We start from the raw sequence: 14,224 nt of genomic DNA, 5'->3' as shown, positions 1-14,224 counted from the left end.
AAATCTTCGCAAATCACTCAGTCAGCCGCTTGAACGTCCAACGCACTTTTGGTTTAGGATCTTGTTCAGTATTTACCGCCGCAGCTGGCGCTTACCGCCTCGACGAGCTGTTCCGCGACTTCCGCAGTGGAACCGCCTTGTTCCTCAAGGCTGTCGTCCTTTCTCAGGTTGAACTTCCCAACCAAGTCTTTGAGCATCTGTGCCTGTCCGCTGAGTTCCTCACTTGCGGCGGCGCTCTCTTCCGCTGTGGCCGAGTTGGTCTGAACCACGCCGGAAATCTGGTCAACGCCCGTTGTCACCTGCGCAATTGCATTTGCCTGCTCGTTGGAGGCATCCGCAATTTTTTGGATATCATCTCTGACCTCATTCGCCTTTTCAACAACCGCTGCAAGCGATTTGGCTGTTTCATCTGCAATTTCCGTACCTTTTTCAACTGCAAGAATGGTGTCTTCAATGAGCGCGGTTGTACTTTTCGCAGCCTCTGCAGATTTGCCCGCAAGATTGCGAACCTCATCGGCGACGACTGCAAAGCCCTTACCAGCCTCACCCGCACGAGCAGCCTCTACCGCTGCGTTGAGTGCAAGGATATTGGTCTGGAACGCGATATCGTCAATGGTCTTGATAATTTTACCGATTTCATTGGACTTATCAGAAATGTTGCTCATTGCAGCAATCATTTCCTGCATTTTTTGATTGCTTTCCATCACACCTGCGCCCGCCTCATCAGACATGCCATTCGCTTTTCTTGCATTCTCGGCGTTTTGCTTGATGTGCGAGGAAATTTCAGCGATTGTCGCGGAGAGCTCCTCAACAGAGGACGCCTGCTCGGTTGCGCCCTGCGACAGCGCCTGCGCACCGCTGGATACTTGATCGGCGTTCGAGGAAACCTGATCGGAAACATTATACAGCTCCGTCAGCATTTGATTCAGCATGGAGGACATTCCTGCCAGCGCGGTTTTGATGGCGGCAAAATCTCCATCATAGGATTGTTGGAACTTCAGGTCCAGATCTCCGTGGCCGATCTGATCGAGAAGAGCCGACGTTTCGTTGATATAGGCAATATACTCCTGAAGCCGGGCAACCAGCGATTTCATGGACCCTGCCAGCCTGCCCACTTCGTCTCTTGACCGCACATCAATGGACACGTCCAGCTTTCCCGCCGCCAGCGCATCTGTAATGGCGGTTAAGCGCTTGAGCGGTTTCGAAATGCTTTTGGCAACCACCAAAATCATGAAGATAATAATGGCAATGGCGATCAAATAGGTAATCACATTCACCAGAACCAGCTGCAGCGCCGCCGCCTGATATTCCTTTTGAGGAACGGAGGTGACAATGAGAAATTTGCTCATCGGCTCCTGTCCGATCGCGGCATACGCCTGTTGGCCGTTGTCGCTGTATTCAACCACCGCGCCGTCGGGATTGGAAAGCGCATCCAGCAACTCCTGAGAATATCCCGCGGCATCCATTCCCTGCATCAAAAGCGCCTGATTCTGATGCGCCAGAATTGCGCCCTCTCTGGAAAGCAGCATCTGGGAGCCGGTTTCAAACGAAGTATCGGTGTTGACCACCATGTCGCAGATCGTGGTGATCTGGATGTCAATGGCTGTAACGCCGATGATTTTTCCGGCGGCGCCGTATACCGGCGCGGAAACCGTGGTCACGATATTTCCGGTGTGAGAATCCATGTACGGCTCCGTAATGAGATAGCCGTTATCAATATCCACCTGATCTGAAAACCAATAGCCGCGGCTTTTCAGATTGAAATCCTCGGGCATCCAGTCTGCGCCGTCAAACGCCAGATCGGAATTGGCACTGGCAATGTAGGCCGACATGATGTTCTGCGAATCGCTTTGGGTCAAATTAGCAAGCATGGCGTATACATCCCGGTAATAGGGAGACGCCTCCCTGTTTGCCATGGTTTCCCCGGATTGCAGTAGGTTGACCACGTTCTGGTCAAGAGCCATCTGCTGGATGGTGGACACATAGCGCTGGAGATAATTTGTCACGCAGGATACGCTGGTTTCATTGGATAGCTGCACGATCTTGTCTTCGCTGGCGTACATATTCCTCGACGCCATCGTTGATGTCACGATGCACACGATCGCCATTGCCGCCAAGACAATTCCGCCGATACAGGCGATAATTTTTGCCGCAATACTCTTCATCCCACCAAATCTCCTCTCGTTTTTGGAGCGGTTTGATTCCTGTTGAGTGACGCTGATCTCCCCGCGCCAGATTGTATTTATTTCTTCGACCAAAGCCATTAAATAATAAGGCTTTTTTGTAAAATTTCCATAAAATATTCTGCGGTAATTCGCTAAATTGACAAATAATTAAAGCGTTTTCTAAAAAATGTATTCCCCATCAGTTTTACAAAAACAGCTGCCTGTGGAGCAACGCATAAAAGTCTTTGAACCAACCGGCACTACGGTTTTTCCAATTTAGAATTTTGCAGGCAGCACGTTGACCCTGTTTTTCCGAACAGGTGAATTGGCCAAACCCTCGGAATGGGTGTTGGTTTTTTCATTAAAATATGATAAAGTTTTAAAAACAGCATTTGCGAAAAAACGGTAAAAAACACGAAAGCGGAGGGATACCCATGACGGAGAAAACCCTGTACACCATCGTTGTGGCGGATGACGAGGATGAACTGCGAGAAGCCGTCTGCCAGATGATTCCATGGGAGGACCTCGGATTTCGTTTGGTTGGCAGTGCCAGCAACGGATTGGATGCGCTGGAACTGGTGGAACAGTTAGAGCCGGATCTTCTGCTGACGGATATTCGGATGCCATTTATCTCCGGCATTGAACTGGCCCGACAGGTGCGGGAAATCCGCCCCGCCATGCACATTGCCTTTCTCAGCGGCTTTGACGATTTTGAATACGCCAAGCAGGCCATTCAGTACAACATCATCAGCTATATGCTCAAGCCCCTGACCATGGAGGGTCTGGCCCGGGAGCTGACAAGCATCCGTGAGAAAATGAACGCCCAGTTTCAGGCGTTTCAGGAGCAAACCCAGATGCAGTCCGACCAGAGCAACTTTTTGCTGCCGCTGCTGCTGGACGAGTATGGCGGGGCGGCCCGGGACGAGGAGTCATTGACCGCCCGAGCGGTGGCCAGCGGTCTGCTGCGCGATGCCGCCGACCATCCCCGGTATGCGGTGATGGTATCCGCCTTTTCCGGGGAAAACGGACACAGCTGCACCACGCCCGCCACCATTCACATGGTGGAACTGGTGGCGGAAAAATACCTGCGTCAGATCAGCTTTTACTCCAGCGACAGAGTGATTACCCTGCTGATGGCCAACGATTCGGATTTTGAAGAGTATCTGCACATTTTGGTCAGCGAGCTGTTGCAGGTCACGGAGCGTGTACTCCACCAGCGGTGCAACATCGGCGTCAGCCGCCGGACCGATGCGCTGTCCGCTCTGCACACCGCCTACCGCGAGGCGATGGACGCGCTGAACTACGCCGAGCCGGATCGCAGCAACCTGTGCTTCATCACGGATATGCGTCCCCCTGCCGAAGTACACGCCGAATCCATGACCGCGCTCATCGAACGGATTGAAAGTGCCTTTAAGAGCGGCAATGCCGCTGAACTTGCCCGAGAACTGGACGCGCTGATTGATTTGACGCATGTGGAGCGCTACGGCCGTGACTGGCTGGACATGGCATCGCTGCAACTGATTACGGACATCTATCGGGTTCTCTACACCGCCGCCGGAAGCGAGGCGCTGTCCGCCCTACACACGCAGGGCGTTCTGCCCGACATCGGTTTTCGTTACCGCACCCCGGGAGAACTGCGGCAGGACCTTCTGAGCTTTTGCACCAGCGCTATGGAGCTGGTGCGTTCTCAGCAGAAAAAGGGCGGCAGCCTCCTCTGCCAGCAGGCGCTGGAGGCCATTGACCAGCATTATAAGGAGGAGGACTTGTCTCTGGTATCCCTGAGCACACTGCTGAACGTCAGCCCCAATCATCTCAGCAGCTGTATCAAAAAATATGCCGGAGAGAGTTTCATCAACATTTTGATACAAAAGCGGATGCACAAAGCGGAAGAACTGCTGCTGACCACACCCATGAAAGTGCTGGAGATCGCCCAGCAGTGCGGTTACAGCGATCAGCACTATTTTAGCTACTGCTTTAAAAAATACTGCGGCGCGTCTCCCAACGCGCTACGCCGTCAAAGCGCGATGGAGCAGAACGGCGGTGTCCAATGAAGCAAAAAAAACGCTCGGGAACCAGCATGTCCACCGTTTTGGTGGTCATGGTGCTCTCCATCGTGGCGGTCTGCCTGTGCATCGGCGCAGGGCTGTTTATCGCCCGCTACCGGACGGCCACGGTGCAAAACGCCAAAACCAGTAGCGAACAGGCTGTGGCACAAGTCTCCAACACCGTGGGAAATTACATTCAGGATATGCACGATGTGATGGAATTGCTGAAAGAGTCTCTGAACAGCAGCGTGGACAACGAGGAATTTTTTGACGCCTTTTTACACATGAGGCCGGATGTGGTGGCGGTGACCACCTATGACGGCGCGGGCAATCTGCGCCGATGCTGGGCCACCGGCCACACAGCGCGGAAAAACTATCTGGTGAATCTTTCCTACAATCCGGCCCTATTTTCAGAAAACTCCATCTCCGCGCCCCATGTGGAGACAATTTTTGAAGGGTATTATCCTTGGGTCGTCACCATGGCCGCAACACTGGACCCGGACGAAGAATCCCGGTCTGTGGCGCTGGATTTGAGTTTTACCAGTATTTCCAGCTATATCAACAACGTGGGCATCGGCGCCCACGGCTACTGCTATATTATGGATGCCAGCGGCAACATCATTTACCATCCCCAGCAGCAGCTGCTCTACTCCGGCCTGAAGGCAGAGGACACCGCAGCGCTCGTTTCTCTGCCCGACGGCAGTTATGCCAGTGACACCGTGATTTACTCCCTTCGCTCCGTTCCCGGCAGCCGCTGGCGCATTATCGGCGTGAGCTATGTGGACGAGCTGGTGACTGCAAATGTGGCCGGAATGATCCGCATTTCCGCGGCCATCGTCATCGCCGTGCTAATTATCACCGTGCTGACCAGTCTGGTGGTATCCAGCATTCTTTCCCGCCCGCTGCATGAATTGGCCGACGCCATGGAGAACTTTGAGCAGGATGCCGACCACTACGCCTATCAGCCAATCCGCGGTTCCCGCGAGGTGCACGACCTGTCTGCCTCCTTCGACCACATGGTGGTGAAAATTCAGGCATTGATGGCCAAAGTGCGCGAGGAAGAGGTGGACCTGCGCAAAACGGAGTTAAAAGCCTTGCAGGCGCAGATCAATCCCCACTTTCTCTATAATACGCTGGACTCTATCGCTTGGATGTGCGAGCAGGGACGCAGCGCCGACGCGGTGCAGATGGTCCACGCGCTGGCGACTCTGTTCCGCATCAGCATCAGCAAGGGTCATGAACTGATTCCTATTTCCAAAGAAATTGAACACGCGGAGAGTTACCTGCAAATTCAAAAGTACCGCTACAAAAATCAATTTGAATACACCTTTGATGTAGACCCCGCCTGCCGGGACTATCTGTGCAACAAGATCACTTTGCAGCCCATCATTGAAAACGCCATCTACCACGGTCTGGACCTGATGGTGGAGGCGGGCGCCATTGACGTGCAGGTGCGGCAGGATGGCGATGATATTCTGTTCTCCGTGGCAGATAACGGCGTGGGCATGACGCAGGAACAGGCCGACGCCATGCTGCACAAGGAACCCGGGGACCGCACCGGCATCGGCATCAAAAACGTCAACGACCGCCTGCGGATTTATTTTGGCGAAGGCTATGGTCTGAAGATCACCAGTGAACTGGATGTGGGCACCTGCGTGGAAATCCGTATGCCCAAGGTCAAGGAGGGCGCCTATGAGGCAAAGTAAACGAATCGCGCTGGGGGCCTTTGCGCTGGCGCTGACACTGCTGACCGGCTGCGCCGACCGTCCGGCTGCCGCCGAAAAGCACCGGGTAACTTTGGTGGCCAAATCCACCAACACGGAATTCTGGAAAACCGTTTTCGCCGGTGCTGAGGCAGCCGCCGCCGAATATAATCTGGATCTGTTTATCATCGGACCGGAGACGGAGGAGGACTACGCCACCCAGAATCAGATGGTTGCGCAGGCGGTGGCGGACGGCACGGAGGTTCTGGTTTTTTCCGCCATCGACTATGAAAAGAACGCCTCCGCCATCAACGACGCTGCGGCTGCGGGGGTGAAAATCGTCACCATTGACAGCGATGTGCACTCTGACGCCACCAGCACCTATATCGGCACGGACAACTACGCCGCCGGACAGCAGGCCGCCGCTGCCGCGCTGAAATGTGAATACCCGCATCTATACGTGGGTCTGGTGAACTATGATATCAACAGCGCCAACGGTCAGGAACGAGAGACAGGCGTTCGGGATACCTTTGCGCCGCTGGACAATGTCACTGTGGTGGAGAGCATCAATGTGGCTGCCGCGGCGCAGCCTGCGCAAGCGGGCACAGCCGCCCTGCTGAAGGCCAATCCGGAGATCAATGTACTCATTGCTTTCAACGAACCCGTCAGCGTGGGCGCAGCCCGGGCCGTCACCGAGCTGAAACAGGAGGATCGCATCTGGCTGGTTGGGTTTGACAGCAATGTGGAAACCGTGGACAACCTTCAGACCGGCGTGGTCAATGCGCTGATCGTGCAAAACTCCTATGCCATGGGCTATCTGGGCGTGGAGAGTGCCTACCGGCTGCTGACCGGTCAGTCCGGTGTTCTGCAGCCCACCGTGGATACCTCCACCTTTATCGTGACGCAGGAAAATCTGTTCACTGCCGACAGTCAGAAAGCGCTGTTCGCCTTTGAATAGACATTCGTTAAAATGCACAGTAGGTAATCGTTTTACCTTGTATGTTTCGTCAATCAGCATAAAAATTTAAACCTTCTGCGGTGATTTTTCACCTTGTTGGATGGATACAATCCTCTCTATAATGATATTATCAACCGTAGCGGGCTTCCCGCCCGGTGAATATTAAAAGGAGGACTACCACATGAAGAAGTTTTTTGCACTTGCACTTTCCCTGATGATGGCATTCTCTCTGGTTGCCTGCGGCAGCGGCAACACCCCCGCCGCATCCGCCGGCAGCGCCACTGGCAGCGCTGAGGGCAGCGCCGCCGTATCCGACGCCAACGTCGGCGTCTTCTATTACTCTTTCTCCGATACATACATCTCCAGCGTCCGCACCGCTCTGGATGCGCAGCTGGAGGCTGCAGGCCTGAAGTATCAGGACTATGACGGCAACTCCAACCAGACCACCCAGAACGAGCAGATCGACACCGCAATCACCTCTGGCACCACCTTGCTGATCGTCAATCTGGTCACCTCCGGTTCCTCCGACTCCGCCGCCGCCATCGCCGAGAAGGCCAAGACGGCTGGAATCCCCGTGATTTTCTTCAACAGAGCTGTTGAGGAAGACGGCAAGGAAGGCACCGTTCTGGGCGCTTATGATAACATCGCTTTCGTGGGCACCGACGCTCCCGAGGCCGGCCACATGCAGGGCCAGATGATTGGCCAGTATGTCGTCGACAACTATGACGCCATGGATCTGAACGGCGACGGCAAAATCTCCTATGCCATGTTCAAGGGCGACGCTTCCAACGTGGAGGCTATTTACCGCACCCAGTACGGCGTGGAAGATGCCAACACGATCATCGAAGCCGCCGGCAAGCCCGCTCTGACTTACTTCGACGCTTCCAACACCGACGGCTTCCAACTGGATCTGCAGGGCAACTGGTCTGCGCAGGCCGCCAACGAGTACATGACCACCAACCTCAGCCAGTACACCGAGGCCAACGGCAACATGATCGAACTGATCATCTGCAACAACGACAACATGGCCGAGGGCTGCATTTCCGCTCTGAACGCTGCGGGTTATAATCTGGGCAGCGGGCAGGACGGCAAGACCATCCCCGTGTTCGGCGTGGACGCCACCGATTCCGCCAAGCAGCTGATCGCTGACGGCAAGATGACCGGAACCATCAAGCAGGATGCCGACGGCATGGCAGAGGCCATCACTTATCTGGCTTCTAACGCCGCCGCAGGCAAGGATCTGATGGACAGCACCGACAGCTATACCAAGGATACTGCCAATAACCTGAACAATAAGATCTTCATCGCTTACCAGGCTTATTCGGGCTGATTTTGCCGACTAACTTGGCAGATCAAAACTAGAAGAGCGAATGGGCAGCTGTTGTTTCGGCAGCAGCTGCCCTTCTTCCATAGGAGGGCATGATATGGGACAGGAAGTTCTGTTGCAGATGACGGATATTTCCAAAGAGTTTCCCGGCGTGAAAGCGCTGGACCATGTCTCTTTAACTGTAAAACCCGGCACCGTTCACGCACTGATGGGCGAGAACGGCGCCGGAAAGTCCACGCTGATGAAGTGCCTGTTTGGCATTTACGGGAAGGACGAGGGCAAAATTTTCCTAGAGGGGAAGGAAGTTTCCTTTAAAAGCAGTAAAGAGGCCATGGAAAGCGGCGTCGCCATGGTACATCAGGAACTGAATCAGGCGCTTAAACGGAGCGTCATGGATAACATTTGGCTGGGCCGCTATCCTACGATTGGCGGCGTAATGGTCAATGAAAAGAAAATGTATGCGGATACCAAAGCAATCTTTGATGACCTTGGCATCGACGTAGATCCCCACCGCATTATGAGTACGATTCCGGTTTCTCAGCGGCAGATGGTGGAAATTGCAAAGGCCGTCTCTTATAATTCGAAAGTTGTTGTGTTCGACGAGCCCACTTCCTCGCTGACCGAGCAGGAGGTTGAGCACCTGTTCCGCATCATCAACATGCTGCGGGATCGAGGCGTTGGCATTATCTATATCTCTCATAAAATGGCGGAGATCCTCCAGATTTCTGACGAAGTCACCATCATGCGCGACGGCTGCTGGGTGGCGACAAAATCCGCCGGTGAACTGGACACCGCCACTATTATCAAGCTGATGGTGGGCCGGGAGCTGGGCAACCAGTTTCCCATCAAAACCAACACCCCCGGCGAAGTGTATCTGGAGGTTGAACATCTGACCGCGCAGTATTCGCAGCTGGAAGACGTCAGCTTCTCCGCTCGCCGCGGCGAGATTTTGGGACTGGCCGGTCTGGATGCCAGCGGCCGGACCGAAACACTGGAAAACATTTTTGGCATTGCCACACGCAAGAGTGGAACCATTCGCCTTGGAGGCCGGGAAGTGAAAAACCGCAACTCCCGGGAATCCATTCGGAACGGTTTTGCCCTGTTGACGGAGGAGCGGCGCGCCACCGGCATTTTCGGGATTCTGAGTATCCGGGAGAACACCGTGATCTCCAGTTTGAAAAAGCATCTGCGGGCAGGCTTTATCCTGAACGATAAGACGATGCGGCAGGATACCCAGTGGTCCATTGACGCGATGCGCACCAAAACGCCGTCGCAGCACACGAAAATCCGCAGTCTTTCCGGCGGCAACCAGCAAAAGGTGATTTTGGGCCGCTGGCTGTTGACCAATCCGGAGGTGCTGCTTTTGGATGAACCCACCCGCGGCATTGACGTGGGCGCAAAATTTGAGATTTACCAGTTAATTATTGATCTGGCCAATAAGGGCAAGACTGTTTTGATGGTCTCATCCGAGATGCCGGAACTGCTGGGCGTATGCGACCGAATTTTGGTCATGTCCGGCGGGCGGTTGGCAGGCGAGGTGGACGCAAAGTCCACTACGCAGGAAGAAATTATGACGCTTGCCGCCAAATATGTGTAAAGGAGGGTCCATCCATGACAAATCCAATGAAAAATATGCAGCAGCGCGCGGCAGCTTTTCAGGCGCTGGATGCAAAGGATAAGCAGCGCGCCGTGGGCGAGAGCCTGATTAACAACGCCATCTATATTCTGCTGGTGATTTTCGTCATCTACACCTATATGCGCAACCACAAGTTTATCTCTGTCAGCTCAGTGGTCAATATCATCAGCCTGTCCGCCGCCTCCATGCCCATCGCACTGGGTATCGGCGGATGCATCGTGCTGACGGGTACCGACCTGTCCGCCGGCCGTGTGGTCGGCTTGACGGCGGCGATCTCCGCTGCGCTTTTACAGGCCGCCGACTGGGGCAACAAGATTTTCCCGAATCTTCCGGAGGTTCCCATTCCCGTGGTTATCATTGCCGTGATTGTTGTGGGCGGCATCGTCGGTGTGGTCAACGGCTTTTTTGTGGCAAAGTTTCAACTGCACCCCTTCATCGTGACACTGGCCACACAGCTGATTGTCTACGGCGTGATCCTGATGTTCTACATGGCTAATGGAAACAACGGTCAGCCTTTATCGGGCCTTGACAAGCGCTTTTCTGATTTCGTCACGGGCAAATGGTTTGCCATCCCCACCGGAAGCGGCCAGTCGGTCACGGTACCGCTGTACGTGCTATATGCCATCATCATGGTGGCGGTGATGTGGTTCATCTGGAACAAAACCACCTTTGGCAAGAATATGTTTGCCGTCGGCTCCAATATAGAAGCAGCCAACGTCTCCGGCGTGAATGTGTTCAAAACCACCGTGCTGGTCCACACGCTGGCCGGCTGTATGTACGGCCTGACCGGTTTCATCGAGTCCGCCCGAATTGCCTCCAACGTGGCTAACACGGGCCTCAACTATGAGTGCGACGCCATCGCGGCCTGCGTCATCGGCGGCGTGTCTTTCGTTGGCGGAACCGGCAAAATCAGCGGCATTGTCACAGGCGTGCTTCTGCTGCGCATTATCTTTGTGGCCCTGAACTTCCTGTCCATCAGTGGCAACATGCAGTATGTGATCAAGGGCCTTATTATCCTGATCGCCTGCTCCATTGATATGCGCAAGTATCTGGTGCGCAAGTAAGATGGAACCCAGAGATGCGTTGAACCGGGACGGCGGCGAGCCGCAGAACTCTCCGGAGCGGCCCAAAAAGCTCTTTGGCCGCGGCATTTACGGCAGCAAGGACGTGCCCATCCGTATTCTGGACCGGGTGATTCTGGTGCTGATTGCGCTGGCAGTCGGTCTGACTGTCTGGAACGCAGCCAACGGCGGGTTTTACATTTCCTTTGACACCGGCGGCGCCGATACAGCCATTGCCGACCAGAAAATTCGTTACGGTCAGTTGGTTACGGAGCCGGAGACGCCGGTTCGCCCGGGCTATACGCTGGACGGCTGGAACACCGCACCAGAGAGCGCCACGGCAAACTGGGACTTCGGCGTGGATACGGTGTCCTCGGACATGACGCTGTACGCCGTTTGGGCCCCCGCCTTGATCACGGTCAAGCTGGACCTGAACGGTGGGACGCTGGGCGGCTCCACCTCTGTGGATGCGCTGACCGTTGTGTACGGGCAGCCGTACGGAACCCTGCCCACACCGGAAAGGAACGGCTATACCTTCGGCGGCTGGGAATACAGCGGCCAGACGATCACCGCGGACACCAAGGTTTCCATGACCGGTGAGCATATTCTGACCGCTGTTTGGAACTGAGTTTCATTCCCCCACATTCCCCGATAAACCAAGCCCGCCCGGCGCAATCGCGTCGGGCGGGCTTTTTGATTGCCGCCGTCCGTACAAAGCGGCGGGGCCTTTTCATTTTTACGCCGTCTTCTTTTGGGCGGGGGTATCCGCAGCAGCCATTCAGCCGTCTCGCATAATGCCAAAGGATCTCTCGGTGCTATCTATTTCGCCGCTTAACAAATGCTGGCGATGAACCGCAGAAACGCCGCGCGTCCCTCCTCGGTTCGCTTATAGACTCCGGCGTGTTCCAGCACCGTGGAAAATACCAGACCAATCTCCCTGCGCAGAACTTCCTGCACGTTTTCGACCGTACACTCCGCCGCGAACCGCTCCGCCCAGTCGGCGTGAAGCGCGGTGGCGGGGTTGTCCCGCAGGTTTTCGCCCGCCAGAATAGCGTCCGCCAGCACCGCCATCTCCGTTTTCAGCCGGGCGGGCAGAACCGCCAATCCCATGACTTCGATCAGACCGATATTTTCTTTTTTAATGTGGTGCAGTTCCGCGTGGGGATGGTAGACCCCCAAAGGATGCTCGGCGGTGGTCAGGTTGTTGCGCAGGACCAGATCGAGTTCATAGGCCGCGCCCCGCCGCCGGGCAATAGGTGTGACGGTATTGTGGGGCGTGCCGTGCGTTTCCGCAAAAATCTGTGCCGCCGGGTCGGAGTAACTCCGCCATGCGTTAAGAATTTTTTCGGCCAGATCCGCCAACCGTTCCGGAGACAGCGCAGTCAGCCGGAGGACGGACATGGGCCACTTCACGATGCCCGTCTCCACATCGGAAAATCCGAGGAAGGTCAGCCGCGTCTCCACCGGGGCTTTCTCCATGGCAAAGGAATAGCATCCGCCCTGAAAATGGTCGTGGGCCAGAATAGAGCCGCCCACAATGGGCAGGTCCGCATTGGAACCCAGAAAATAGTGAGGAAACTGCCCCACAAAATCCAGCAGCTTCACAAAGCAGGCCCGGTCGATCTTCATGGGCGTGTGGGCCGCGTTCAGCGCAATGCAGTGCTCGTTATAGTAGACGTAGGGAGAATACTGAAAAAACCAAGGCTTTCCCGCGATGGAAATGGGAATCATCCGCAGATTCTGCCGGGCGGGATGGTCCAGCCGCCCGGCGTAGCCCTCGTTCTCCACGCACAGCTGACACTTTGGATAGCCGGAGGAGGCATTTCTCGCCGCCGCAATCGCCCGGGGGTCCTTTTCCGGTTTGGAGAGATTGATGGTGATGTCCAGCTCCCCGTACTCTGTGGCTGTCTTCCACTTCATGTCCCGGGCAATCCGGTCCCGGCGGATATAATTCGCGTCCTGACAAAAACGGTAAAACCAGTCGGTGGCCCGCTCCGGGCTCTGGGCGTACAGCGCCTGAAACTGCGCAATCACTTGAGCCGGACGGGGCGTGAGCCGCCCCATCAGCGCGGTATCCAGCAAATCCCGGCCGGTGACGGAATTATCCGTTAAAACACCCCGTGCGCAGGCGTCATCCAACAGCTCTTTTAAAACAGCGGGCAGGTCGATCTCTCCCCACTCCCGCCCGGGATCGGTATAGTCGTCCCGCTTCAGCACCTCTAAAATGGCGTTGACCGCCCAGACGGATTCGCTCTCGTCAATCAAGCCGGTGCGCAGGGCATAAGTCGCCAGCTGGGAAATAGCGGCGTCGATCATCGCGTCAGACCTCCTCAGTCCTCAAATCCCCGGGGATGGGTCTTGTGCCAGTCCCATGCGGTCTGGATAATGGTGTGCAGGTCCTCAAACTCCGGCTTCCAGCCAAGAAGCGTTTTCGCCTTTTCCGACGAGGCAATCAGCTGGGCGGGGTCCCCGGCCCGGCGGGGCAGAACCTCGGTGGGAATGGCATGACCGGTGACCTTTCGGGCTTCTTCAATGACTTCTTTTACGGAGAAGCCCACGCCGTTGCCCAGATTAAACACGTTGTTCTCCCCGCTGGAAAGCAGGTAGTCCAGCGCCAGAATATGGGCCTGTGCCAAATCGCAGACGTGAATATAGTCCCGGATGCATGTACCGTCCGGCGTGGGATAATCGTCTCCAAAAATGGAGATTTTCTCCCGCTGGCCGCCCGGAACCTGCAAAATCACAGGAATCAAATGCGTTTCGGGATTGTGGGCCTCACCGATAGAGCCGTCCGGCTGCGCGCCGCAGGCGTTGAAGTACCGCAGGGCCACATACCGCAGCCCGTGGGCAACCGAGATCCACTTCATCATCTTCTCCATGGACAGCTTCGTCTCGCCGTAGCAGTTGGTGGGGACGGTTGCGTCCGTCTCCAAAATGGGCACCCGCTCCGGCTCGCCATAAGTGGCCGCAGTGGAAGAAAAGACAATCTTGCCCACACCGTGGGCCACCATGCTCTCCAGCAGCACCCGGGTGCCGCCCATGTTGTTGGCGTAATACTTCAGGGGATTGGTCATGCTCTCCCCCACTTGAGAGTTGGCGGCAAAATGAATCACTCCGTCAATCTGCTCCCGCTCAAACAACCCGTCGCAGAAGGCACGGTCCCGGATATCGCCCTTATAAAAGCGCGCCATTTCAGGAACCGCCTTGCGAAAACCAGTTTCCAGATTGTCCGCCACCACCACGTCGCGACCCGCGTTCACCAGCGCCAGCGCCGTGTGAGAACCGATATACCCTGCGCCGCCCAAAACCAGAATCGACATCTATGCATC

At 55.6% G+C, this 14,224-nt stretch carries 10 protein-coding genes; 7 read left to right on the top strand and 3 right to left on the bottom strand.

Annotation, left to right across the window (positions count from 1 at the left end):
- Positions 1-65: 65 nt before the first annotated feature.
- Entirely contained in the window at positions 66-2,165 is a 2,100-nt protein-coding gene (locus tag ON16_RS07595) for a methyl-accepting chemotaxis protein (protein WP_051131609.1), read from the bottom strand.
- A gap of 434 nt (positions 2,166-2,599) precedes the next feature.
- Between ON16_RS07595 and ON16_RS16140 the strand changes: the two genes are divergently transcribed.
- From ON16_RS16140 to ON16_RS07560, 7 genes are all read left to right on the top strand, one after another.
- Complete coding sequence (locus ON16_RS16140) at positions 2,600-4,216, top strand: response regulator (RefSeq protein WP_051131608.1); 1,617 nt, start codon at positions 2,600-2,602, stop codon at positions 4,214-4,216.
- Entirely contained in the window at positions 4,213-5,916 is a 1,704-nt protein-coding gene (locus tag ON16_RS07585; RefSeq protein WP_040660828.1) for a sensor histidine kinase, read from the top strand. The genes ON16_RS16140 and ON16_RS07585 overlap by 4 nt, the downstream gene beginning before the upstream one ends.
- Positions 5,903-6,871 carry a substrate-binding domain-containing protein gene (locus tag ON16_RS07580; RefSeq protein WP_040660826.1) on the top strand — a complete coding sequence of 323 codons (969 nt, stop codon included), beginning with the start codon at positions 5,903-5,905 and terminating at the stop codon, positions 6,869-6,871. The genes ON16_RS07585 and ON16_RS07580 overlap by 14 nt, the downstream gene beginning before the upstream one ends.
- A 181-nt stretch (positions 6,872-7,052) precedes the next feature.
- The gene (locus ON16_RS07575) at positions 7,053-8,201 is read left to right on the top strand and encodes a galactose ABC transporter substrate-binding protein (protein WP_040660824.1); all 1,149 of its coding nucleotides are present in this window, start codon (positions 7,053-7,055) and stop codon (positions 8,199-8,201) included.
- 94 nt (positions 8,202-8,295) lie between these two features.
- Entirely contained in the window at positions 8,296-9,795 is a 1,500-nt protein-coding gene (locus tag ON16_RS07570) for a sugar ABC transporter ATP-binding protein (protein ID WP_040660822.1), read from the top strand.
- Between the two features lie 14 nt (positions 9,796-9,809).
- Positions 9,810-10,898: a galactose/methyl galactoside ABC transporter permease MglC gene (locus ON16_RS07565; protein WP_051131607.1), complete on the top strand. Its 1,089-nt coding sequence runs from the start codon at positions 9,810-9,812 to the stop codon at positions 10,896-10,898.
- A gap of 1 nt (position 10,899) precedes the next feature.
- Complete coding sequence (locus tag ON16_RS07560; protein WP_040660820.1) at positions 10,900-11,523, top strand: InlB B-repeat-containing protein; 624 nt, start codon at positions 10,900-10,902, stop codon at positions 11,521-11,523.
- Positions 11,524-11,726: 203 nt separating this feature from the next.
- Here the strand turns inward: ON16_RS07560 and ON16_RS07555 are convergent, their stop codons facing one another.
- Both ON16_RS07555 and galE read right to left on the bottom strand, forming a co-directional pair.
- Positions 11,727-13,211, bottom strand: a complete 1,485-nt coding sequence (locus tag ON16_RS07555) for a UDP-glucose--hexose-1-phosphate uridylyltransferase (RefSeq protein WP_144032064.1) — start codon at positions 13,209-13,211, stop codon at positions 11,727-11,729.
- A gap of 14 nt (positions 13,212-13,225) precedes the next feature.
- Positions 13,226-14,215 (bottom strand): UDP-glucose 4-epimerase GalE, encoded by a 990-nt coding sequence (gene galE / locus ON16_RS07550; RefSeq protein WP_040660816.1) that lies wholly within the window; start codon positions 14,213-14,215, stop codon positions 13,226-13,228.
- Between the last annotated feature and the right edge of the window lie 9 nt (positions 14,216-14,224).

Origin of the sequence: Oscillibacter ruminantium GH1 (genome assembly GCF_000307265.1) — a bacterium.
Lineage (GTDB): Bacteria > Bacillota > Clostridia > Oscillospirales > Oscillospiraceae > Oscillibacter > Oscillibacter ruminantium.
Note: the sequence above shows the minus strand (reverse complement) of the source record. Positions and strands in the feature narration are given on the sequence as shown.

Coding starts and splice junctions, on each gene's coding strand:
- ON16_RS07585 (WP_040660828.1), top strand. CDS start 4,213: ATGAAGCAAAAAAAACGCTCGGGAACCAGCATGTCCACCGTTTTGGTG.
- ON16_RS07555 (WP_144032064.1), bottom strand. CDS start 13,211: ATGATCGACGCCGCTATTTCCCAGCTGGCGACTTATGCCCTGCGCACC.
- ON16_RS07580 (WP_040660826.1), top strand. CDS start 5,903: ATGAGGCAAAGTAAACGAATCGCGCTGGGGGCCTTTGCGCTGGCGCTG.
- ON16_RS07560 (WP_040660820.1), top strand. CDS start 10,900: ATGGAACCCAGAGATGCGTTGAACCGGGACGGCGGCGAGCCGCAGAAC.
- ON16_RS16140 (WP_051131608.1), top strand. CDS start 2,600: ATGACGGAGAAAACCCTGTACACCATCGTTGTGGCGGATGACGAGGAT.
- ON16_RS07595 (WP_051131609.1), bottom strand. CDS start 2,165: ATGAAGAGTATTGCGGCAAAAATTATCGCCTGTATCGGCGGAATTGTC.
- ON16_RS07565 (WP_051131607.1), top strand. CDS start 9,810: ATGACAAATCCAATGAAAAATATGCAGCAGCGCGCGGCAGCTTTTCAG.
- galE (WP_040660816.1), bottom strand. CDS start 14,215: ATGTCGATTCTGGTTTTGGGCGGCGCAGGGTATATCGGTTCTCACACG.
- ON16_RS07575 (WP_040660824.1), top strand. CDS start 7,053: ATGAAGAAGTTTTTTGCACTTGCACTTTCCCTGATGATGGCATTCTCT.
- ON16_RS07570 (WP_040660822.1), top strand. CDS start 8,296: ATGGGACAGGAAGTTCTGTTGCAGATGACGGATATTTCCAAAGAGTTT.